Annotated in this window: 17 protein-coding genes, 1 other RNA gene and 2 pseudogenes; 8 read left to right on the forward strand and 12 right to left on the reverse strand. The window is 39.6% G+C overall.

The annotated features are described in order from the left end of the window. Positions 1 to 140 precede the first annotated feature (140 nt). The 3 genes from RBL01_RS11155 to hisS all read right to left on the reverse strand — a co-directional run bounded on the left by RBL01_RS11155 (position 141) and on the right by hisS (position 4,200). Complete coding sequence (locus RBL01_RS11155; protein ID WP_002293644.1) at positions 141 to 1,016, reverse strand: YitT family protein; 876 nt, start codon at positions 1,014 to 1,016, stop codon at positions 141 to 143. 108 nt (positions 1,017 to 1,124) lie between these two features. Further along, positions 1,125 to 2,894, reverse strand: coding sequence for an aspartate--tRNA ligase (gene aspS / locus RBL01_RS11160; protein ID WP_002289105.1), 1,770 nt, complete (start codon positions 2,892 to 2,894; stop codon positions 1,125 to 1,127). Between the two features lie 13 nt (positions 2,895 to 2,907). After that, positions 2,908 to 4,200, reverse strand: a complete 1,293-nt coding sequence (hisS, locus tag RBL01_RS11165) for a histidine--tRNA ligase (RefSeq protein WP_002289103.1) — start codon at positions 4,198 to 4,200, stop codon at positions 2,908 to 2,910. A gap of 393 nt (positions 4,201 to 4,593) precedes the next feature. On the opposite strand from hisS, the pseudogene RBL01_RS11170 reads away from it, so the two are divergent. Further along, a pseudogene (locus RBL01_RS11170) lies at positions 4,594 to 5,539 on the forward strand (aldo/keto reductase). An 88-nt stretch (positions 5,540 to 5,627) separates the two neighbouring features. Here RBL01_RS11170 and RBL01_RS11175 read toward each other — a convergent pair. From RBL01_RS11175 to RBL01_RS11205, 7 genes are all read right to left on the reverse strand, one after another. Next, positions 5,628 to 6,893, reverse strand: coding sequence for a cytochrome P450 (locus tag RBL01_RS11175; RefSeq protein ID WP_307780891.1), 1,266 nt, complete (start codon positions 6,891 to 6,893; stop codon positions 5,628 to 5,630). 170 nt (positions 6,894 to 7,063) lie between these two features. Beyond that, complete coding sequence (gene dtd, locus RBL01_RS11180; RefSeq protein WP_002289097.1) at positions 7,064 to 7,510, reverse strand: D-aminoacyl-tRNA deacylase; 447 nt, start codon at positions 7,508 to 7,510, stop codon at positions 7,064 to 7,066. Positions 7,511 to 7,520: 10 nt separating this feature from the next. Next, positions 7,521 to 9,734, reverse strand: a complete 2,214-nt coding sequence (locus tag RBL01_RS11185) for a RelA/SpoT family protein (RefSeq protein ID WP_002289096.1) — start codon at positions 9,732 to 9,734, stop codon at positions 7,521 to 7,523. A gap of 232 nt (positions 9,735 to 9,966) precedes the next feature. After that, positions 9,967 to 10,731, reverse strand: a complete 765-nt coding sequence (locus tag RBL01_RS11190; RefSeq protein WP_002319196.1) for a 16S rRNA (uracil(1498)-N(3))-methyltransferase — start codon at positions 10,729 to 10,731, stop codon at positions 9,967 to 9,969. After that, positions 10,732 to 11,679 (reverse strand): 50S ribosomal protein L11 methyltransferase, encoded by a 948-nt coding sequence (gene prmA, locus RBL01_RS11195; RefSeq protein ID WP_002289093.1) that lies wholly within the window; start codon positions 11,677 to 11,679, stop codon positions 10,732 to 10,734. Positions 11,680 to 11,691: 12 nt separating this feature from the next. Then, positions 11,692 to 12,180, reverse strand: coding sequence for a DUF3013 family protein (locus tag RBL01_RS11200; protein WP_002289091.1), 489 nt, complete (start codon positions 12,178 to 12,180; stop codon positions 11,692 to 11,694). After that, on the reverse strand, positions 12,146 to 12,817 hold the full coding sequence (locus RBL01_RS11205; protein ID WP_002297596.1) for a DNA-3-methyladenine glycosylase: 672 nt from the start codon (positions 12,815 to 12,817) through the stop codon (positions 12,146 to 12,148). Before RBL01_RS11205 ends, RBL01_RS11200 begins: the two co-directional genes overlap by 35 nt. A gap of 137 nt (positions 12,818 to 12,954) precedes the next feature. On the opposite strand from RBL01_RS11205, the gene RBL01_RS11210 reads away from it, so the two are divergent. The 7 genes and pseudogenes from RBL01_RS11210 (at position 12,955) to abc-f (ending at position 17,947) form a co-directional block, all read left to right on the forward strand. Beyond that, entirely contained in the window at positions 12,955 to 14,241 is a 1,287-nt protein-coding gene (locus tag RBL01_RS11210) for a replication-associated recombination protein A (protein WP_002289088.1), read from the forward strand. 71 nt (positions 14,242 to 14,312) lie between these two features. Next, a non-coding RNA gene (gene ssrS / locus RBL01_RS11215) (6S RNA) lies at positions 14,313 to 14,507 on the forward strand. A gap of 77 nt (positions 14,508 to 14,584) precedes the next feature. Beyond that, positions 14,585 to 14,869: a hypothetical protein gene (locus RBL01_RS11220; protein ID WP_002319194.1), complete on the forward strand. Its 285-nt coding sequence runs from the start codon at positions 14,585 to 14,587 to the stop codon at positions 14,867 to 14,869. A 72-nt stretch (positions 14,870 to 14,941) separates the two neighbouring features. Next, entirely contained in the window at positions 14,942 to 15,421 is a 480-nt protein-coding gene (locus RBL01_RS11225) for a universal stress protein (protein WP_002293649.1), read from the forward strand. A gap of 223 nt (positions 15,422 to 15,644) precedes the next feature. After that, positions 15,645 to 15,788, forward strand: coding sequence for a portal protein (locus tag RBL01_RS11230; protein ID WP_002293650.1), 144 nt, complete (start codon positions 15,645 to 15,647; stop codon positions 15,786 to 15,788). Positions 15,789 to 16,129: 341 nt separating this feature from the next. Next, positions 16,130 to 16,258 (forward strand): hypothetical protein, encoded by a 129-nt coding sequence (locus RBL01_RS11235; protein WP_268258480.1) that lies wholly within the window; start codon positions 16,130 to 16,132, stop codon positions 16,256 to 16,258. Between the two features lie 104 nt (positions 16,259 to 16,362). Further along, a pseudogene (gene abc-f / locus RBL01_RS11240) lies at positions 16,363 to 17,947 on the forward strand (ribosomal protection-like ABC-F family protein). A gap of 436 nt (positions 17,948 to 18,383) precedes the next feature. Here abc-f and RBL01_RS11245 read toward each other — a convergent pair. Both RBL01_RS11245 and RBL01_RS11250 read right to left on the reverse strand, forming a co-directional pair. Next, a complete protein-coding gene (locus RBL01_RS11245) occupies positions 18,384 to 19,568 on the reverse strand; it encodes an acetate/propionate family kinase (RefSeq protein WP_002286171.1) in 1,185 nt (394 codons plus the stop codon). Positions 19,569 to 19,592: 24 nt separating this feature from the next. After that, positions 19,593 to 20,600 (reverse strand): class I SAM-dependent methyltransferase, encoded by a 1,008-nt coding sequence (locus tag RBL01_RS11250; RefSeq protein ID WP_002319190.1) that lies wholly within the window; start codon positions 20,598 to 20,600, stop codon positions 19,593 to 19,595. Positions 20,601 to 20,714 lie beyond the last annotated feature (114 nt).

A 20,714-nucleotide genomic window follows, 5' to 3' on the forward strand; every position in this document is an offset into this window, starting at 1 on the left:
TCGGAAATACAATTTGAGTGTACCATAAATGCCTTTTTATTTTTCTAACTTAATTTTACAATTCGCGATGGTAGAAAAAAACTGCAGACAAACGAACGTCTGTCTACAGCAGTATTTCATGAATTTTTGTCAAACTCGATCTAAATGCCATCCTCATAGAAACGACCAAGTATCTGGACGTTTTCTGCAATACTTACAAAAGCTTGTGGATCAGAAGCTTTCATTGCTTCTCTAAGTAGAGGCAGTTCGTATCGTGTAACGATCGTCATCAATACTGTCTGCTTATCATGCTTATAAGCACCTTCTGCTTCATTGATGATCGTGATCCCTCTACGCATACAGTTTTGGATTTCATTTACTACTTTTTCTGGATGTTTCGTTACGATCATTACCTGCATCTTCTTTTGTTTAGTATAAACGACATCAGTTACTTTTCCACTGACGAAAATAGACAACGTACTGTAAAACATATATTGCCAGCCAAATAGAATTCCGGCAACAAAAACGATCAATGCATTGAAGTAGATCGAAATAGAACCAATCGACTTTCCTGTTTTTTTACGAATCGTGATACTCACGATATCTAGACCGCCCGATGATAGGCCGTTTCTCAACGCTAGCCCAATACCTAGTCCCATCACAGCCCCCCCAAACAACGCACAGATGATTGGATCAGTAGATAGGACTGTTTCCGGTAAAATATGGATACAAAGGGAGGTCAAAGTGACTGTGATAAAAGTGAAAATTGTAAACTTCTTCCCGATTTTTAACCACGCCAATACAAACAAAGGTATATTCAGTAAATACAAAGTTGTTGATACCGGTACTTCGAATCCTATCAGTGATTTTGACAAAGTCGTCAAAATCTGAGCTAGACCAGTAATACCACTTGAATAAATATGTCCTGGCTGATAAAAGAAATTCAATGCGACTGATGCGATCAACGCATAAACGATAGATACCGAAAGCTTGGTCGTGTAATCATGATAAGCCCAATTTTCGAATGTTTTTTTCATGGAAAAGCCCCGCTTTATATGTTATGGCTTCATTATAAAGTGTTTTTCAATTAAATCAAGGTTGTCAAAAGAAGCGTATTTGACAAATCCTTTTTACCTTTTTATCGGCTATTCTTCTATATTCGTTACATCAATATTCAATTCGAACAATTGTAAAGGCGAAACCATACTTGGTGCATCACTCATCACATCGGCTGCTTTTCCGTTTTTAGGAAAGGCAATGACTTCACGAATATTATCTTCTCCGGCTAATAACATTGCAAAACGGTCCAATCCTAATGCAATACCGCCATGTGGAGGGAATCCGTAATCTAAAGCTGTTAACAAGAAACCAAATTGTTCTTCCATTTGTTCTTTTGTAAAGCCTAGAGTTTCTAGTACTTTTTCTTGAAGCTCACGAGTATGAATACGGATAGAACCTCCGCCTAGTTCATAACCGTTCAAGACGATATCATAAGCTTCTGCATAGACTTTTGCAGGGTCTTCAGCCAATAACGGGATATCTTCTTCTTTTGGCATCGTGAATGGATGGTGAGCAGAGACATATCGACCTTCTTCTTCTGAAAATTCAAATTGTGGCCAATCAGTTACCCATAAGAAATTGAATTTCGATTCATCAATTAATCCTAATTCTTTTCCTAAACGTGTCCGGATAGCACCTAATGCAGCAGCGACGATTTCACTTTTATCTGCGCCAAACATCAGCAAGTCACCTGGTTTTGCATCTGTTGCTTTAATGATTGCTTCTGTTGCTTCTCCCATGAATTTAGCAATTGGACCTTTCAATCCGTCTTCTTCTACTTTCAGCCATGCAAGCCCCTTAGCTCCGAATTGTCCTACATATTGACCTAACTGATCCATGTCTTTTCGTGAGTAGCGATCTGCAGCGCCTTTAGCATTCAATGCTTTCACGACACCGCCGTTTTCAAGAGCCATTTGGAAGACTTTGAATTCTACTTCTTTGACTGTATCGCTTAGATCGATCAATTCCATGTCAAAACGTGTATCCGGTTTGTCGCTGCCGTAGCGAGCCATTGCTTCATCATAGGTCATACGAGGAAATGGCAATGTGACTTCGATACCGCGAACTTCTTTCATTACCTTCGCAATCAATCCCTCTGTGTAAGTTTGGATTTCTTCTGCTGTTAAGAACGTTGTTTCAATATCTACTTGCGTAAATTCAGGCTGACGGTCTCCACGTAAATCTTCATCGCGGAAACAACGAACGATTTGATAATAACGGTCGAATCCAGCATTCATCAGCAATTGTTTAAACAATTGAGGAGATTGCGGCAACGCATAGAAATGTCCAGCATGGACACGTGAAGGAACTAAGTAGTCTCTTGCGCCTTCTGGTGTAGATTTCCCTAGGTAAGGTGTTTCGATATCGAGAAAGTCATTATCATCTAAATAATGACGAATCGCTTTTGTTGTCGCATTTCTTAATTTGATGTTTTTAGTCATTTTTGGACGACGCAGATCCAAATAACGATATTTCAAACGTATTTCGTCACTGATTGCTTGATCATCTTCAATTTGAAATGGCGGGGTTTTTGCTTGATTCAAAATCACGATTTCACTTGCAATCACTTCGAATTCACCAGTGGCCATTTTAGGATTTACTGCATTTTCTCCGCGTCTTCTAACTTCCCCAGTCACTTCGATCACGTATTCACTGCGACATTTATCCGCGATTTCCCATGCTTCTTTGTTGATTTCAGGATTAAAGACGATTTGAACGATTCCTTCACGATCACGTAGGTCGATAAAGATTACTCCCCCAAGGTCTCGTCTTTTTTGTACCCATCCTTTTAATGTAACTGTTTGTTCTAATTGTTGTTCGGAAACTAATCCGCAATAGATCGTTCTTTGTGCCATTTATTTTTTCCTCCTACTCGAATAAAGTCATTTCATCATAGACTTCATCAAAATGTTCATATATCTCTTCTAATGGAAAACTTTTTTCTTTTCGGCTTGCCATTGCTTTGACATTAATCGTTTGACTAGCAAGCTCATCTTCACCGATCACCAATACTAATTTGGCATTCGCTTTATCTGCTGTCTTAAATTGCGCTTTTGCTTTACGGTTCATGAAGTCGCGGTCAGCTGAAAAACCAAAGTTTCGAATCGCTTGGACCACTTTCAATGCTTCGATATTTGTTTCGTCTCCGAGTGCGACCACGTAAGCATCCAACTCATTAAATGCAGGGATAACTACTTCCTCTGCCTCCATAGTCAAGAGTAATCGCTCGATACCCATTGCAAATCCGAAGCCAGGTGTTGAAGGACCACCTAGTTCTTCCACTAGATTGTCATAACGTCCGCCTGCGCAAATCGTTGCTTGTGCCCCCATTTTTGGTGCGTCACTCATGATTTCAAAAATCGTATGTGTGTAATAATCTAGTCCGCGAACCATATTACTGTCGATTTCATAAGGAACAGCCAATGCATCCAGCATGGAAACAACGGTATCAAAATGTTTTTGAGCAGGCTCGCTTAGATAATCTAAGATAGATGGAGCTTCTGCCACAAATTTTTGATCTCGTTTGTCTTTACTGTCCAATACGCGTAATGGATTTTCATGAAGGCGGCGTTTAGAGTCTTCACTCAGCTCTGATTCAAAAGGTAAAAGATAGTCGATCAATGCTTGACGATAGGCTTGACGCGTTTCTTTATCACCTAATGAATTGATGACTAGCCGGATTTGCGTGATCCCCAACTGTTTGAAGAAATCAAGTGCCATCACCATGCTCTCCACATCAGTTGCAGGGTTTTCTGATCCAAATGCTTCTACTCCGATTTGATGGAATTGACGTAACCGTCCTTTTTGAGGGCGTTCGTAGCGAAACATTGGTCCCATATAAAAAGTTTTGAACGGTTTCGCATACTCTGGGCCGAACAATTTATGCTCAACAAAAGAACGAACGATTGGTGCTGTACCTTCTGGTCGAAGCGTCACATGGCGTTCCCCTTTGTCATAAAAATCATACATCTCTTTTGAAACGATATCCGTTGTATCCCCTACACTTCGGGATATCACTTCATAGTGTTCAAAAATCGGTGTACGCATTTCATTATACTGATAATCTCTGAATAATAAACGTGCTGTTTCTTCGACAAACTGCCATTTTTCTGATTCGCCTGGCAAAATATCATTTGTTCCTTTTGGTCTTTGGAAACTCATAGTTTTCTCTCCCTTTCTTAGCTATGTAAATAAAAAAATCACCCTTGTTCATCATGAACAAGGGTGAATGAAATTCATACACGGTACCACCTAATTTTGAAAGATTTCTCTTTCCTCTTACGAATAACGCTCGTACGCGGGACGGCTTTTCACTCGTCCATCTCCAGAGTGTCTTTAGGCTAATGAAACTTTAGATCATTTTCAGCCTCGATGATCCTCTCTTGTAAAGTTTCAAAAACTTACTCGCTCTTTCATTGACATTCGATATTACTTATAACCTACTAAAAACCAGTCTCAAAGTCAAGAGATATCTGACTATTTCCCCTCACAAAAACGTTTTAGTTCAGCTTTTTGGTATTTTGTTTTAGACTAGACAAAAAGGAGGAATCAGCTATGGCAGAAATAAGAATCGGACATTCACAAGTCTACGCAGAACAGCTTGGATTAGGAGCAAATGACGTTGGAGGACATAATCTTTTTGACGGTTTGGAAGATGAGACAGGAAAACAAGTAGTTCGTACAGCTTTGAATAGCGGGATCAATTTGATCGATACCGCTTATGCTTACGGAAACGGCCGTTCCGAAGAACTGATTGGCGAGGTACTGAAGGAAAGAATATGATCGCTCACGTGTCGTCATCGCTACAAAAGCTGCTCATGTACCAAATAAAGGGCGAACATTTGATAATTCTCCTGAGTTTCTCAAACAATCGGTGGAAGATGCACTAAAACGTCTGCAAACTGATTACATCGACATTTTTTATATCCACTTTCCGGATGAAAGCACACCAAAAAATGAATCAGTTGCTACATTGCATGAATTAAAAGAAGCAGGAAAAATCCGAGCAGTCGGTGTGTCAAACTTCACGTTAGAACAATTGAAAGAAGCGAATGCAGATGGATATGTCGATGTAGTAGAAGATAAATACAGTTTGATCCATCGGCAGGCTGAAAAAGAATTATTCCCTTATCTTGAAAAAAACAAAATCAGTTTTGTTCCCTATTTTCCTCTTGCTTCCGGTTTGCTGACAGGAAAATATGAACTTGGTGAGGAAAAACAATTTGGTGAAGGAGATCCTCGAAAAAGAAATCCAGATTTCCAAGGAGAACGTTTCAGAGAAATTTTAACCGCTGTCGATGTACTTCGCCCCATTGCTAAAAGATACCAAGCCACTCCTGCGCAACTTGTTTTAGCTTGGTACATGAAGAATCCACGAGTGTCTGTAGTTATACCTGGAGCTAAGCGTCCAGAGCAAGTATCTGACAATGTCCAAGCTTTAGATTTGCATTTATCCAATGAAGATTATCAAACCATTGATGAAGCATTTCGTGGATTTTGATCAATTGACCTTATCAATTTATAGTAATATGAAAAAAGGAAGATCAGCACTGTTTGATCTTCCTTTTTTTCGATAAGTTTATGCTAATCTAATTCTTGTAAAGTAGCGCTCGGCTATTCGGATAAGTCGGAAACTGATTGAATGGAATCGTCCAATCTTGTTCAGGTACAGAGAACTCAAACTTATTTACTAGCTGATCGGAAAACACACGTAGACTATGAAGAGTGATCCATTCTCCTGCACAGCGATGCATTTGTCGAAAATCTCCCCCGCCTTGTGCAATCATCTCATATTCTTCTTTATAGGAAATATCTTTTGCTTTCCCTACATACCGTTTGATCATAAAGGAATCTGGCGCTTCAACTGTTCGTTCATCATGGTCTGTTCCATATAAATCTAAAATAACCCAACTGCCTTCTGGTATACGATAACCATCTACTTCTACTTCTACTTCTTTCAGCGAAATCGCAGGTAGCATTGGGAAGAAAGGATAATAGCGTCTCATTTCTTGAATAAACGGATCTTGCAACGTCGAAAAGTCATTTTTTAATTGCTGATACAAATCTGGTCTACTGAAAAGTGCATGTCCCATCAATGCCGCCCACACAGTTAGAGCAACCGTTGGACGGATGATGTTCAATAATTCAACAGCTGCCACTTCCAGAGATAAAAGCTGACCATCTAAATCTGTGGCATTGGCAAAAGCATATAATGCCACATTTTCTTTTCCAGCCACAGGATTTTGTCGAGCTTCTTCAATCAAGCCTTGCGCCCATTTTTCTGATTTTTTGCGATTTTCGACACCTTTTATGTGATCAATCGGAGAAGTAAACGTTCCGCTGATCATAGAGATTTGATATTCTGCTAATTTTTCGACCTCATCTTTAGAAATCGCTGATAAATTGATACCTGCCCACTCGCAAATAGATGTAAAGAAAACCATCTTACTTAAATCAAATAGTTCAAATTGACCATGCTGTGCTTCAAGTGCTTGTGTCAGATTCTTATCTAAGATACGATGATAATCTTCCATTCTTTTCGGTGTCATTAGATCCATAAAAATATTTTTCCGATGGTGATGAGCAGCTCCATCCAAAGTCTGTACTCCACCTTGACCAAAAAGTGTCTTCAATACTAATTTTGGCATAGCACCTTTTCGTTTGAAATTCCTTGGATCATAAAATACTTTTGCTGCTGATGATCCGTAGATCGTGATAGCTTCTTTATTGAAAATCTTTGCTTTGACGACGGGAGCGTCCGCTTCATGGCGTAACTCCTCCAACATGTTGTATCCTTTTTGATACAATTTTTTTAAATCTGTGATTTTGATATCTACTACTGGTACTTCTTTCATCTTCAGCAACCTCCTATAAAAAATAACTTGTATAATTTAAGCTTAACTTTTTTTCCGACTGCTGACAAAAGAAGCGCTTTTTGCAGACAAAAAAGCCACTCAAGTTAGAGTTTTTCAGTCTAACTTAAGCGACGTGTTTCATAGTTTTTACTAGTGAAAACCAGATTACTTTATTTGTTTTTAGAATCAATAATGATCGTTACAGGTCCATCATTGACGAGAGAAACCGACATATCTGCTCCGAATTGTCCGGTAGCGACTGTGATGCCGCGACTTCTGATTCCTTCATTGAATGATTCGTATAAAGGAATAGCTGTTTCTGGTCGTGCGGCTTCCACAAAGCTTGGTCGATTTCCTTTTTTCGTATCCGCAAACAGTGTGAATTGAGAGATACTTAAAATTTGTCCTCCCACATCTTCTACACTAATATTCATTTTTCCTTGTTCATCTTCAAAAATACGCATTTGTGCAATTTTTTTTACCAGATAGTCCACATCTTTTTGCGTATCGGTTTCATGAATGCCTAATAAAACAAGTAGGCCGTAGCCAATTTTTCCAATTTCTTGCTGATCGACTGACACAGCAGCTTTACTTACCCGTTGAACAACTGCTCTCATATCTGTCCTCCTATCCATTCGTCCGGCGTACACTGTAGACATCAGGTACTGCTTTGATTTTATCCACGATACTCTTTAGGTGGGATAAATTCTGGATACCAACCGTCAAATGGATCGTCGCCATTTTATCTTTATTCGTCCGTGCTTCAACGCTGTTGAGATTTTTCGTTAGCGCATTGACTGTTTGAAGTACATCATTCAATAAGCCTGAACGATTATAGCCGTAAATTTCCAAATCTGCATCATACTCTTTTCGTGTATTCGATGTATCTTCCCATTCGACTTCAATCAAACGTTCTGCTACATTTGGTTTGTCAGGCTGAACATTCGGACAATCTCGACGATGAATGGATATCCCTCTGCCTTTAGTGATATAACCAACGATATCATCACCAGGAATCGGATTACAGCAGCGACTGATACGAATTAGTAAGTTTTCTACCCCTTGAATGACAACGCCACCTTCATGACGTACTTTCATTTTGTCAGGTTCTTTTTTCGGCTGATTCATGATTTCTTCTGCTTCTTGCTTTTGCTGCTCGATTTTTTGTTCTTTACGTTCTTTTTCAGTCAGACGATTGGCCATCGTCAAGGGGCTAACTTCTCCATACCCTACAGCTGCATAGAGATCATCTTCTGTTTGATAATTAAAACGATCGAGTGCTTCTTGCAGTTTGTTCTTCGTCAAAATATCTTTAGGCGTAAATCCTAGATCTGTAATACATTTGACCACGGATTCGTGGCCTTTGATCACATTTTCTTCTCGATCTTGGGCTTTGAAGAAACGTTTGATCTTATTTCTTGCTTTGCTAGTAGCAACTAATTTCAACCAGTCGCGACTTGGGCCAAATGAATTTGGAGAAGTCATGATCTCAATGATATCGCCGTTTTTCAATTTGTAATCAAGCTGCACCATTTTGCCATTTACTTTTGCACCAGTGGTTTTGTTACCGATATCTGTATGGATACTGTATGCAAAGTCCAATGGTCCGGATCCTTTTGGTAACTCAGTAACGTCTCCTTTTGGTGTGAAGACGTAGACTTTATCACTAAAGATATCTCCTTTTACGCCTTCCATAAATTCAGAAGCATCATAGCTTTCGTCTTGAAGTTCGAGTATCTCATGGAACCAGCTTAATTGTTTCGTCATACCATCTGGTTCTACTTTTTCATTTTTTCCTTCTTTATAGGCCCAGTGTGCAGCAACCCCGAATTCAGCGATTTCATGCATTTCCTGTGTTCGGATTTGAATTTCTACCGGATTTCCTGCCGGACCGATCACGGTAGTATGCAAAGATTGGTACATATTAGCTTTTGGCATGGCAATATAATCCTTAAATCTGCCGGGCATTGGTTTCCATTTTGTGTGGATTGCTCCTAATACAGCATAACAATCCTTGATTGAATCTACGATCACTCGAATAGCTAGCAAGTCATAAATTTCGTTGAACTGCTTTTTCTGATCTTTCATTTTACGATAGATTGAATAAATGTGTTTTGGCCGTCCATAGATTTCTGCAAAAATCCCCAGCTCTTCTGTCGCTATTCGAATATCTTCAACAGTACCACTTACGTATTTTTCACGTTCTTCTCTCTTCGTCTGCATCAAATGGACGATACGGTAATACTGTTTTGGATTTAGATAACGAAGTGCTGTATCTTCTAATTCCCATTTGATCCGGCTGATCCCTAGACGATGTGCAAGAGGCGCATAGATTTCTAAAGTTTCCTGAGCGATCCTTCTTTGCTTATCTTCTCGCAGGTGCTTCAACGTACGCATGTTATGTAGTCTATCAGCTAATTTGACCATGATAACTCGTAAATCTTGAGCCATTGCTAGCAGCATCTTTCGGTGGTTTTCTGCTAGCTGCTCTTCGTGGGATTTATATTTTATTTTCCCTAATTTGGTTACGCCGTCCACTAACATAGCAACGTCATCGCCAAATTCTTCTCTCAGATCTTCTAAAGTGATTTCTGTATCTTCAACAACATCATGTAAGAAGCCTGTAGCCACTGTATGGGGATCCATTTTTAAATCTGCTAATATACCTGCGACTTGGATAGGATGAATAATGTAGGGTTCGCCTGATTTTCTAAACTGTCCGTCATGTGCAGCAGTCGCGTATTCGCATGCTTTCTCAACAAATGCTACATGTTCGGGACCCATGTATTGACTAACGAGCTTTATGACACCGGGTCCCGTTAAAATTTCTTCTTTTGTCACAGGAATCGATCCCCCTTTCTTTTTTCGGTAAAACGGGAATCGGGACAAATATCTGTTTGATAATTGTCCCAAAATCCGTGCAGTTATACGTTTTTTTACGGAAATGTTCGCTTTTTAAAAGCTTTTTCAAACGATTTTTCGTATCCATTGTATAAATAATTGTTTCTATTATACAAATTGTTGACTATTTTTTCAATTCTTTCCGTCGATACTCTTTTATTAATGAAGAACGTTAGCTGAAAGAAGGATTCATTAATTCCCATTGATAGCTAGCAGCACTTAATAAATAAAGAGGTGCTGTTTCTGTACGAAGGATTCTTGGTCCTAATCCACAAAGTATCCCTTTGTGTTCTACAAAATAATCGACTTCATCGCGGGATAATCCACCTTCTGGTCCAAAGACAGCTAAGATTCGACTATCTGGTTTTGTTTCACTAAGAATTTTGGCTGCATTTGATTTTTCGCCTTGCTTTGCTGATTCCTCATAAGCAACCAAGACCACGTCATAATCATCTAGCCGCTCAAATAAATCTTGTTTCGTTTCCAATAACTCTACTGATGGCACGATCTGCCGATGGGATTGTTCCGCTGCCTCTTGAGCAATCTTTTCAAGCCGTTGTTGTCGTTTCATACGTTTTTTTGCATCCCATTTAACGACAGAGGCTGATGCCGGGAAACCAAGAAAAGCTTGCGCTCCTAATTCAGTGGATTTCTGAACGATCCAATCCAGCTTTTCCCCTTTAGGATAGCCACTCGCTATGGTAATCGAACTTGGCAGTTCCTTTTGATTTTCTTCTTTTTTAATTTCTTTCAGATAAACAGCCTCTTCAGTAATCTCCGTGATTTCTGCAACAATGGCTATTTGATCATTGAATGCCAAAAAAACTTCATCCTCGGGTTCCATCCTCATAACCCGTACAATGTGGTGATAGTTTTCCCCTTCTAAAACAAAATGGTCTTTTGATTCATATGATTCTTTTAAAAAATACCGCTGCATCTATTCCACCTCTGGTTTTTTCAAAATAATTGCATACCAGTCTTTTTGCTGGAAAATTTGATCCACGATAAACCCTTGTTCTAACATGGCATCCAGAACCATTTGCTTCTTCTCTTCAATGATTCCTGAAACGATCAGCGTGCCTGTTTGCTTCAGTAAACGCCAAGCATCTGGGATCATCAATAAGATGATATCTGCTAAAATATTCGCAACGATTACATCACTTTCAATCTCGATTCCTGTCAAAAGATCGTTAGCTGATACATGGACATCTTTGGCTATTTCATTCATATCCATATTTTCTTTCGCCGAACGAACGGCTACTTCGTCTAAATCAAAGGCATAGACATCTTTTGCACCAAGATATTTTGCTGCAATACTTAGCACGCCCGACCCAGTTCCCACATCTAGCAATGTTTCACCACCACGCAAGACTGTTTCTAGTGCTGTCAATGTCAAGGAAGTCGTGGGATGAGTGCCTGTGCCAAATGCCATACCAGGATCTAGTGTGATAATTTTTTCTAGAGGATCTTCTGTCTGGTAGTTTTCCCAGCTTGGCGCAACCGTCAGCATTCGCGTAATACGCACCGGATGATAGTATTTCTTCCAGGCTGTTGCCCAGTTGCTTTCCTCTACTTCACTAACTGTTACTTTATTTTTTCCAATAGCTAGACCAAACTCAGGTAATTGTGTGATACGATCTTTAATAAAAGGCAAGATTTCCGGTAAGAAAGTCGTTTCCGGAAAATAAGCCATGACTAGTGCGCCTTCTTTCAGCGATGTAAAATCATTTTTATCTAAAATCTCACCATATTGATCCGACTGAAAATGTTCAACATCTAAAGAATCTTCAATCGCGACACCACTCGCCCCTGCCTCCATCAAAATATTAGCAACTGCTTCGACTGCTTCACTTTCAGTTTCTACTTTTACTTCATTCCATTTCATATCTGTCACTCCTTAATAACTTGGGTACGGTAAATAAGTATCTGCTTCATTTTGCTGTTTTACTTCTACTAATTCTGCTAGTTGCTGATTATCCCAGTGAAGCTCGAATACAGCTTCGTCATCGTCTTCATCCAAAAAATCAAGCAAATCGCTTTGCCCTTGAGCTAATACTTCATTTAGATATTCCACTAAAGAATCAGCTACTGATTTTGCCAACCCTTTTTTTCCTTCATAAGGGATTACTGCTAGATAATTGCGTTCATCAAAAACAGATTTCTGAGGATTAAAAAGAAGTACGCCGTCTTCAAATTCGATAATTGGTTCTTGCGAAACGATCCCTTCTGCATCATCAATCTCAAATTGTGCTTTATTTTCTGCAAACAAGCGAACAACGATCTCGATCGTATGATTTTTTGTATCCCAATCTAAAGCTACATCATAGTCTGTCACTTGTTTTTCAATTATTTCATCTAAGTATGTTAATAGATCCTTCTTTTTCATTTTCTTTCCTCCAACCCCAATCTTTCTCGATTTGGTTTTTTCTTTGTAAAGAGATATAAGGATTTCCCGACACAACAAAACGCAACGGCTTTTCTGTCCATACACCTTTGTTTGGGATACCGATTCTAGGCAAAGCATTGATCTTTTTTGGTGTCTTTTTTTTCTCAAAAACTAAGCGTAACGAACTATCTGCTATAGACTGACCGTAAAGTTCTTGAGGAATTGCTAATGCTTCCACTAATTTTCCCGGACCGTTGCTGATATCTGGACCAGTTTTTCCGCCACGATTTTTACTCATTTGATCAATCATTGCGGCGGGTTCGATTGCACGTATCATTACTCCTTGAGGAATCCCTTCTGGCTGAGTAATGATGTTCAAAATCCGATGAGTATGCATCGTGTAAAGGTAGATCGTACCTGGTTTTTCATACATTGCCCGCACACGCGGTGTTCTTCTTAAACCATAGCTATGGGCAGCCTCGTCTTCTGGACCTAGGTATGCTTCCGCGTCTACAATATATCCAGCTAATCTTCCTTCTGGTGTGTCATGCTCCAAATACATCCCCAATAAATCCCGTGCCACTTCTGGCGTCGTTTTATTCCAAAAAAATTCATCTATCTTTTGTTTATCCGTCATTTTTCTCACCTACTTTATCATACACAATATTAGTTGGATAAGCTATGAAAACAAAACAACAGAAGGCTGTTCTTTCTAGGCATCTTGCTAAATATGATATAATTAAGGGACGTAAAAACAAGAAGGAGGAAAATCCTATGCAACAGCCATTGGCTTATCGCATGAGACCTCGAACGATCGATGAAGTCGTTGGTCAGCAGCATCTAGTCGGGGAAGGAAAAATCATACGCCGCATGGTCGATGCTCGCATGCTCTCTTCCATGATTCTATATGGACCTCCTGGTACTGGAAAAACGAGTATCGCAAGTGCGATCGCCGGCTCTACTAACTATGCATTTCGCATGCTAAACGCCGCTACAGATTCAAAAAAGGATCTACAAGTTGTAGCGGAAGAAGCAAAAATGAGTGGTACAGTGATCCTCTTATTGGATGAAGTACACCGATTAGATAAAACAAAACAGGATTTTCTGCTTCCTCATTTAGAAAGTGGCCGAATCATCTTGATCGGAGCGACTACTGAGAATCCTTATATTACCATCAATCCAGCGATCCGCAGCCGTACACAGATCTTTGAAGTCAAACCATTAACAGAACAAGACATCCAGTTGGCAGTCGAACATGCTTTAAGGGATAAAGAACGCGGCCTTGGACAACAAGCAATCCAGTTAGACGAAGATGCTCTTCTTCACCTTTCGCGTGCAACGAACGGCGATTTGCGGAGTGCATTGAATGGGCTGGAACTGGCTACACTATCGACTCCTTCAGATAAAGAAGGAAGGATTCATCTTACACTGTCGATCATTGAAGAATGTGTCCAAAGAAAAGCTCTTACCCATGACAAAAATGGAGATGCTCATTATGACGTTATTTCGGCTTTTCAAAAATCGATTCGTGGAAGTGATGTGGATGCTGCACTTCATTATCTCGCCCGTTTAGTTGAGGCAGGTGATCTGGCAAGTATTTGCCGGCGTCTGATGGTTATCGGTTATGAAGATATAGGTTTAGGTAATCCTGCTGCTGCGGCTCGTACAGTGAACGCTGTATTAGCTGCTGAAAAATTGGGATTGCCTGAGGCACGTATCCCACTAGCAGACGTCGTCGTCGATCTTTGCTTGTCGCCAAAATCCAATTCTGCCTACATGGCATTAGATGCAGCACTTGCTGATATTCGAGAGGGCAAAGCTGGAGATGTTCCTGATCATTTGAGAGATAGCCATTACAAAGGTGCGAAATCCCTCAACCGTGGCGTGGGTTATCAGTATCCTCATCATTTTGATCAGGCTTGGGTCAATCAGCAATATTTACCAGATAAACTGAAGAATGCTCAGTATTATCAGCCAAAAGATACAGGGAAATATGAACAGGCTCTGGGTCAACAGTATTACCGTATAAAAGAGTGGAAAAAGCATCCTCCAAAAAACTAGACAAGAAAATGGTTCTGTTTCTGCGAGCTCTCTCATTGCTCTTTTTAAATTCATATGCTACTATAGAGGTGGGAAATCTGTGATGTTCGAATTGTCCTCTTTGTGTGTTGACCGAACATTTTTATTGATATCTTGGGACCCGTCTTGTGTCACTGCTGGTAACATGCCTTATCATTTGGTAATTCGAAGCTACGACCATGGGACCCACCTGCTTGAATTCGCGGGATCAATACTACAGGACAAACAACGGCATTAACGGAGATTACCATCTTTTAAAGAATAAAGCAATTTGCTCTTGGCAAATTGCTTTTTCTATTTGTTGCTTATTTTGGAGGATTTGTTCATGATTAGGATTTTAATGATTATCGCCACTTTAGTATTATTATTCGTTAGCTATTATTTATTTAATAAACAGGATATCTTTTTTGTATTGATCAACAAAAATGATAAAAATCAAGGATTCCTACAATTTTACGGAGCTACATATGCTGTTTTAGGCATAATGGGTATTTTAACAGCCTTTTTCAATCAACGCTTTATTGCCTTGGTCTTTTTACTGATCGTAATTATTGTTTCTGCCACCTTCAGTATCCGATTTGCAAAAAAAATTGCTGAACCAAAGCAGTAAATAATTCTCTTTTTCCCTAAAGTGTTCTACAATAAAAGAGTACAATACGATTGACTTGAGGAGTGAATGCTTATGTTACAACAATACAAAAAAATCATGGTTGCCGTAGATGGTTCTGATGAAGCTGAATTAGCTTTTAAAAAGGCGGTCAATGTAGCTATCCGAAATAACGGAGAACTTCTATTAGCACATGTCATTGACACACGTTCTTTCCAAACCGTTTCATCCTTTGATGGAATGCTTGCAGAACAAGCTACTGAAATGGCAAAGCAAACATTGGCAGATTATGAAAGCAATGCGAAGAAAGCTGGCTTGAATAATGTAACCTCTGTCGTAGAATATGGCTCACCAAAACAAATTATTGCCAGAGAAATCCCAGAAGATAATCAAGTAGATTTGATTATGTTAGGAGCCACAGGATTGAATGCTGTAGAACGTTTATTTATTGGTTCTGTTTCTGAATATGTTATTAGAAACGCAGCTTGCGATGTGCTTGTTGTCCGAACTGATTTAGAAAACCAATTGCCAGCTAAAGACCACACCAAAGCTTAACACGTAGACGACCTGCCAACTATCGGCAGGTTTTTTTGCACAAAAAACCGTGATAAAAACAAAAGACGCGGCAAGCACTCATCGGTCTTTATAATGTTTAAAATAAAGGGAAAACAGTCAATGAGTTCAAGTAAAATAAAAAAAGTGAACACCGGCGGGCGATTAGTCGCCCTGGTGTGGTTTAAAACGACCTAAGCATGCCAAAGCTTATTGGTTCGTCAATGTGGAAGTTTCCGATGAATCTGATACGAAAAAATATGAAGTATCGATGGCGGATACCGATTTTATCGCCAAACTAAAATTTTATTTCGGGTTCGGGTACCGCGAGAAGGCAAGTGCTACATTCGGTAAATCATTCAAGAATTGATGAAAGGCTACCGCTTGCCATTGCAACCACAACGATACTCCTGAACGCGATGTTGGTGATTTCCAAAGAGAAGAGCTGTTTAATGCAACGGTATTAAGCAAATGGCAAAAGGAAGTCATGTAGACAAAGTTTTTATCAAACACCATATGATTTCGCCTGAACGCTGGTTTAGCTCAGAATACAATGATGTGGTCCACGAGACATTACCATCAGTTAGATAAAAAAAGCTCTCTGACAGAATTACGCATCGATAAATATTAAGTAAATGTCAGCGCTAGTTGAACTTTCTGACACTTTCAGGTACACTGAAAAAGACAACTACACGAAGGAGGGAAAATACTATGATGCGCATGACTAAAATAACAAGTAATGAAAATTACCAACGATACCATATCGCATTTAGCCATGCAATTGGTTTTACAGTTGCTGTTGACGGGACAAATTTGTCCAAAACAGTTGAATTCACGTAAAATCAATGGCCATCTCAAGGTATTTTTCTCATGAGAATCTGAGTTTAAATAACACAGGCCATGGATAACCATGGCCTTTTTGAGTGGTCTCAAGGAGAGGGATCATGATCATACAAGCAATTTCTATTAAAAAAACAATCGGCGGGAATCCATTATTTGAGGATTTATCCTGTCAAATTGAAGCTGGTGAAAAAATTGCCTTAGTCGGTATCAACGGAACTGGCAAATCAACCTTTTTACAAATCTTGACCGGCAGAGAAGGTGTCGACAGCGGTATTATCAGTCGCAAAAAAGGCTTAAAGATCGGGACGGTCGAACAAGAACTTACAGTTTCCGAAGCAACCGTCAACCACTACTTGCTCCATTCTGCCGCTGAGATACAGGACCTCAAACAGCAAATGAGTCGCTACGAAGCATTGATGACAGAACCAGATACAAACTTAGAGAAGTGTCTGGCCCGTTACGGTGAGGCTGCAGCATCGCTTTGAAGAACTAGGTGGTTACGTATTAGAAGACCGGATTGCAGCGATCTTGCAAGGCTTAGGGATTCCACACCGTCAGGAAGCACGGTTAACAGAACTTAGCGGAGGCGAACGAGTTAAAGTCGCTTTAGCCAAAATTTTAGCAGCCGATGCCGATTTACTTTTACTCGATGAACCGACCAATCATTTAGATCTTAACAGTATTCGCTGGTTGGAAAACTATTTACAGAATACAAAAAAATCGGTTCTGGTCGTTTCTCATGATCGGCAATTTCTCGATCAAGTCACCACAAAAACATGGGAACTGGAAGAAGGTGCATTGATTGAGTATCCCGGAAACTACAGCCGTTTTCGAGTCTTGAAAGAAGCTCGCTTGGCTGAGCTGACAAAAAATTACGAACTGCAGCAAAAAGAAGTCCAGCGGTTGAAAGTCATGATTCGTCGTTTTCGTCAGTGGGCACATGAAGGAGACAATGAGTCCTTCTTCAAAAAAGCCAAAGAACTGGAACGCCGCCTGGCGAAACTGACACTCGTCAAACCGCCACCTCCCCCGAAAAATCGGCTGCAAAGCTTGTCTAATGGTGGAAAATCTGGCAAAGAAGTTTTCATCATTCAAAACTTGCACCAGCAGTACGCTGATCAAGTACTATTCAAAGACAGCAGTTTTGCAGTCTATCGTGGAGATCATTTAGCCATCATCGGCGACAATGGTGCAGGAAAATCAACCTTACTCAAATTATTACTCGGTGAGGAAAAGCCTTACGGTGGCACCATCAAATTAGGTAGTAGCTTGCAAATCGGTTATTTGCCGCAGCAGCTGCAGTTTGCCGATCCCGATAGCCGTTTGCTGGCTTACGCCATCACATTGACTGGAAACGAAGAAGTCGCTCGACGGCAATTAGCCAAAAGTGGCTTTTATCAAAGCGATGTGGGTAAACGGATCAAAGATTTATCCGGTGGTGAAAAAATCCGTTTGGCGTTGCTGAAACTCTTTTTAGAAAAAATCAACGTCCTGATTTTGGATGAACCAACCAATCACCTCGACAGCTATGCTCGAGAAGAAATTGAAGAAATGCTGCAAGACTATCAAGGAACGCTCCTAGCAGTCAGCCATGATCGCTACTTTTTGCAGCAACACTTCCAAGAAGCACTCGTTATTGAGCAGGAGCAGATCAGCCGCCAGCCGCTCGGCCAACTGATTGACTAGGACGCTTTTTCGCAACAAAAAACTTGATTTTCATACCTGTGCTTTCACGATTCAGTCAAAGCACAGGTGGAAAATCAAGTTTTTATTATTCGATCAATAAATGTTTCGGATCGATTTTCTAGCTAAACATAAAGTGAAGAATAAAGTCGACAGCCCACGAGGCTGATCTAAAAATGTTTTTTCTTTTTACATATGTAATGTCCCTTATAAAGATGAATGAAAATAAAATATTGGGATTTTCCTGAAAAATCAATAAATAAAATGCCAGTCTTTTCCCTTTTGACCACTTTTCCAAGCAAAATTCCCTAAGAAGATCCTGTAAAAAAGAAGGGAAATTGAAGTTAAATTACCATTTTGCGGTCTTCTCCGCAAAAAAACACATGCAAGAATTTCCTCTTGCATGCGTTTCATCTTTTATCCTAACGAATGCTTTGGCTTAGCCGCGCAGACGCTCCACGTCACGGGCAATCATTAGTTCCTCATCTGTTGGGATCACTAATACTCTTACTTTTGATTCTTTTGTAGAGATATCTACTTCTTCACCACGCAATTCATTCAACGCTGGATCGATTTCACAACCAAACCAAGACATACCTTTGATGATTTCACTACGTACATGTCCGTCATTCTCGCCGATACCAGCAGTAAAGACAATTGCATCAACACCATTCATCGTTGTCACATAACCGCCGATGTATTTTCGGATGCGGTCCACGAAAATGTCATAAGCTAAACGAATATGTTCTTTTTCATAGTTCTTTTCAAGATCACGCATATCACTAGACAATCCTGTTAGGCCTAGCAGACCAGATTTCTTGTTCAAAACATTGATCATTTCATCAATATCAATCTCTAATTTTTCCATTAAATATGGGAGAACAGCTGGATCGATATCACCTGAACGTGTACCCATTGTCACCCCAGCTAATGGTGTGAATCCCATAGAAGTATCCATGGATTTACCTCCATCGACTGCTGTGATCGATACACCATTTCCTAAGTGGCAAGTGATGATTTTTAGTTCTTCGATCGGTTTGTTCAATAATTTTGCCGCACGTTCCGACACATAACGATGACTTGTGCCATGGAAGCCATATTTTCTTACTTTGAAATCTTCATAATAAGACACCGGTAAGCTATATAAATAATTTTGCTTTGGCATTGTTGAGTGGAAAGATGTATCGAATACAGCCACACTCAAAATGTCAGGTAAAATCTTTTTAAACGCTTTGATCCCCATTAAGTTTGCAGGATTATGCAAAGGAGCAAATTCTGCTAATTCAGCAATGCGGTCCATTACTTTCTCATCGATCACTACTGAATCCCCATAAGTTTCTCCTCCGTGAACAACACGGTGCCCTACTCCGGTGATTTCATCATAAGAGCTTAAAATTTGCAGTTCAATCAACTGATCTAACAGCATTTTTACTGCTACTTCGTGGTTTTCGATATCCATGATTTGTTCGAATTTTTGATTATCGCCGTACTTGATGGTAAAAATAGAATCTTGTAAACCGATACGTTCGACGATCCCTTTCGCAACTACGGTTTCTTCTGGCATTTGATATAATTGCCATTTCAAACTTGAACTCCCAGCATTGATTGCAATTGTTTTAGACATATGACTCTCCTTCTCGTTGAATGATTACAGAGCAGATGATTTCCAGTTTTTAAACTCGTTGAAAAATTCCGTCACCTTCTCTGGTTCTTTTAATGAAGCAAGTTTCACAAGCAAGACTTCTTTTACTTGTTGTGCTTGTGGTCCTTTTTTCTGTAAGATCAAAATACTTTTTTGCGATTGTTTATTACGGAACAATTCATCTGGCAATTGAATCATTCCTTGAAGATAACCTTCTTCTTTAAACCATTTTTTGATTTCTTCACTTTGATCCGTTTCTAAAAATCCACTCGGCATCAAAAACAAACCAAAACCATCCGGCTTCACATATTTCATTGATTGCTCTAGCAATAAATGATGTGCATAACTATGGCCTTCTTCGGTACTTGTTAAAAACTCTTTTGCTTTTTCGTCATTCGGATAATAACCGATTGGCAAATCGCTGATTGCAAAATCGACAGGATCTATTAATAAATCCTGCAACCCGTCTTGATGAAAGTATTGAACATTTGCTTGTGTCAAATCACTTGTAGAAGCTGCGACAGCCAACAATGTATCATCAATATCCACACCAATTCCTTCTGTTTGGTACCCCGCATTCGATAGGTTTAAAAGAACTGTTAATAACAAGTTGCCCATTCCTGCCGCAATATCCAGAATCTTAACCGGTGCTTTTTTATTTGTGTATAGTTGTTCAATAAGAAAAACAAATAAAAAACCGATACTATCAGGAGTGAGTTGATGGTTCGCCTGCAAATGTTCTGTCTGGCTGCCCTTCAATAAAAGTAATTGAGACAGTCTGCGCCATTCTTCTGGCTCGAAAGAAAGTTTCTTCAACTCTTCATAAAGAGCTGTGATCCGTTGCGTTGTCTCTTTTGTCGGCACTCCATCCACCACACGTACTTGATAATCATCTATTAAATTTTCTGCATTTTCGACATAGGCTTCTAAAAAGGAAGTTCCCAATGCATTCTGTAAAAGCTGAATAGCTTCCAGGTTTTGATTAAACCCTTGTTCCATTTTTTCTGGTAACATGGTGCACCTCATTTCTAGATATATTATAACAATTTTTTCACCTGTTTAATTCTATCGAACAATTGACAAAATTTCAATCGTTTTCACTGTTTTTTATTTGTGAAACGGCAAACA

Source organism: Enterococcus sp. SB12 (assembly GCF_030910025.2).
Lineage (GTDB): Bacteria > Bacillota > Bacilli > Lactobacillales > Enterococcaceae > Enterococcus_B > Enterococcus_B faecium.

What these genes read in the sequence shown, in the direction of transcription:
- RBL01_RS11250 (WP_002319190.1), bottom strand. Translation starts at nt 20,600, where the DNA reads ATGTTACCAGAAAAAATGGAACAAGGGTTTAATCAAAACCTGGAAGCT.
- RBL01_RS11155 (WP_002293644.1), bottom strand. Translation starts at nt 1,016, where the DNA reads ATGAAAAAAACATTCGAAAATTGGGCTTATCATGATTACACGACCAAG.
- RBL01_RS11205 (WP_002297596.1), bottom strand. Translation starts at nt 12,817, where the DNA reads ATGACGGATAAACAAAAGATAGATGAATTTTTTTGGAATAAAACGACG.
- RBL01_RS11225 (WP_002293649.1), top strand. Translation starts at nt 14,942, where the DNA reads ATGTTACAACAATACAAAAAAATCATGGTTGCCGTAGATGGTTCTGAT.
- RBL01_RS11200 (WP_002289091.1), bottom strand. Translation starts at nt 12,180, where the DNA reads ATGAAAAAGAAGGATCTATTAACATACTTAGATGAAATAATTGAAAAA.
- RBL01_RS11190 (WP_002319196.1), bottom strand. Translation starts at nt 10,731, where the DNA reads ATGCAGCGGTATTTTTTAAAAGAATCATATGAATCAAAAGACCATTTT.
- RBL01_RS11235 (WP_268258480.1), top strand. Translation starts at nt 16,130, where the DNA reads ATGATGCGCATGACTAAAATAACAAGTAATGAAAATTACCAACGATAC.
- dtd (WP_002289097.1), bottom strand. Translation starts at nt 7,510, where the DNA reads ATGAGAGCAGTTGTTCAACGGGTAAGTAAAGCTGCTGTGTCAGTCGAT.
- hisS (WP_002289103.1), bottom strand. Translation starts at nt 4,200, where the DNA reads ATGAGTTTCCAAAGACCAAAAGGAACAAATGATATTTTGCCAGGCGAA.
- RBL01_RS11245 (WP_002286171.1), bottom strand. Translation starts at nt 19,568, where the DNA reads ATGTCTAAAACAATTGCAATCAATGCTGGGAGTTCAAGTTTGAAATGG.
- RBL01_RS11220 (WP_002319194.1), top strand. Translation starts at nt 14,585, where the DNA reads ATGATTAGGATTTTAATGATTATCGCCACTTTAGTATTATTATTCGTT.
- RBL01_RS11210 (WP_002289088.1), top strand. Translation starts at nt 12,955, where the DNA reads ATGCAACAGCCATTGGCTTATCGCATGAGACCTCGAACGATCGATGAA.
- RBL01_RS11175 (WP_307780891.1), bottom strand. Translation starts at nt 6,893, where the DNA reads ATGAAAGAAGTACCAGTAGTAGATATCAAAATCACAGATTTAAAAAAA.
- aspS (WP_002289105.1), bottom strand. Translation starts at nt 2,894, where the DNA reads ATGGCACAAAGAACGATCTATTGCGGATTAGTTTCCGAACAACAATTA.
- prmA (WP_002289093.1), bottom strand. Translation starts at nt 11,679, where the DNA reads ATGAAATGGAATGAAGTAAAAGTAGAAACTGAAAGTGAAGCAGTCGAA.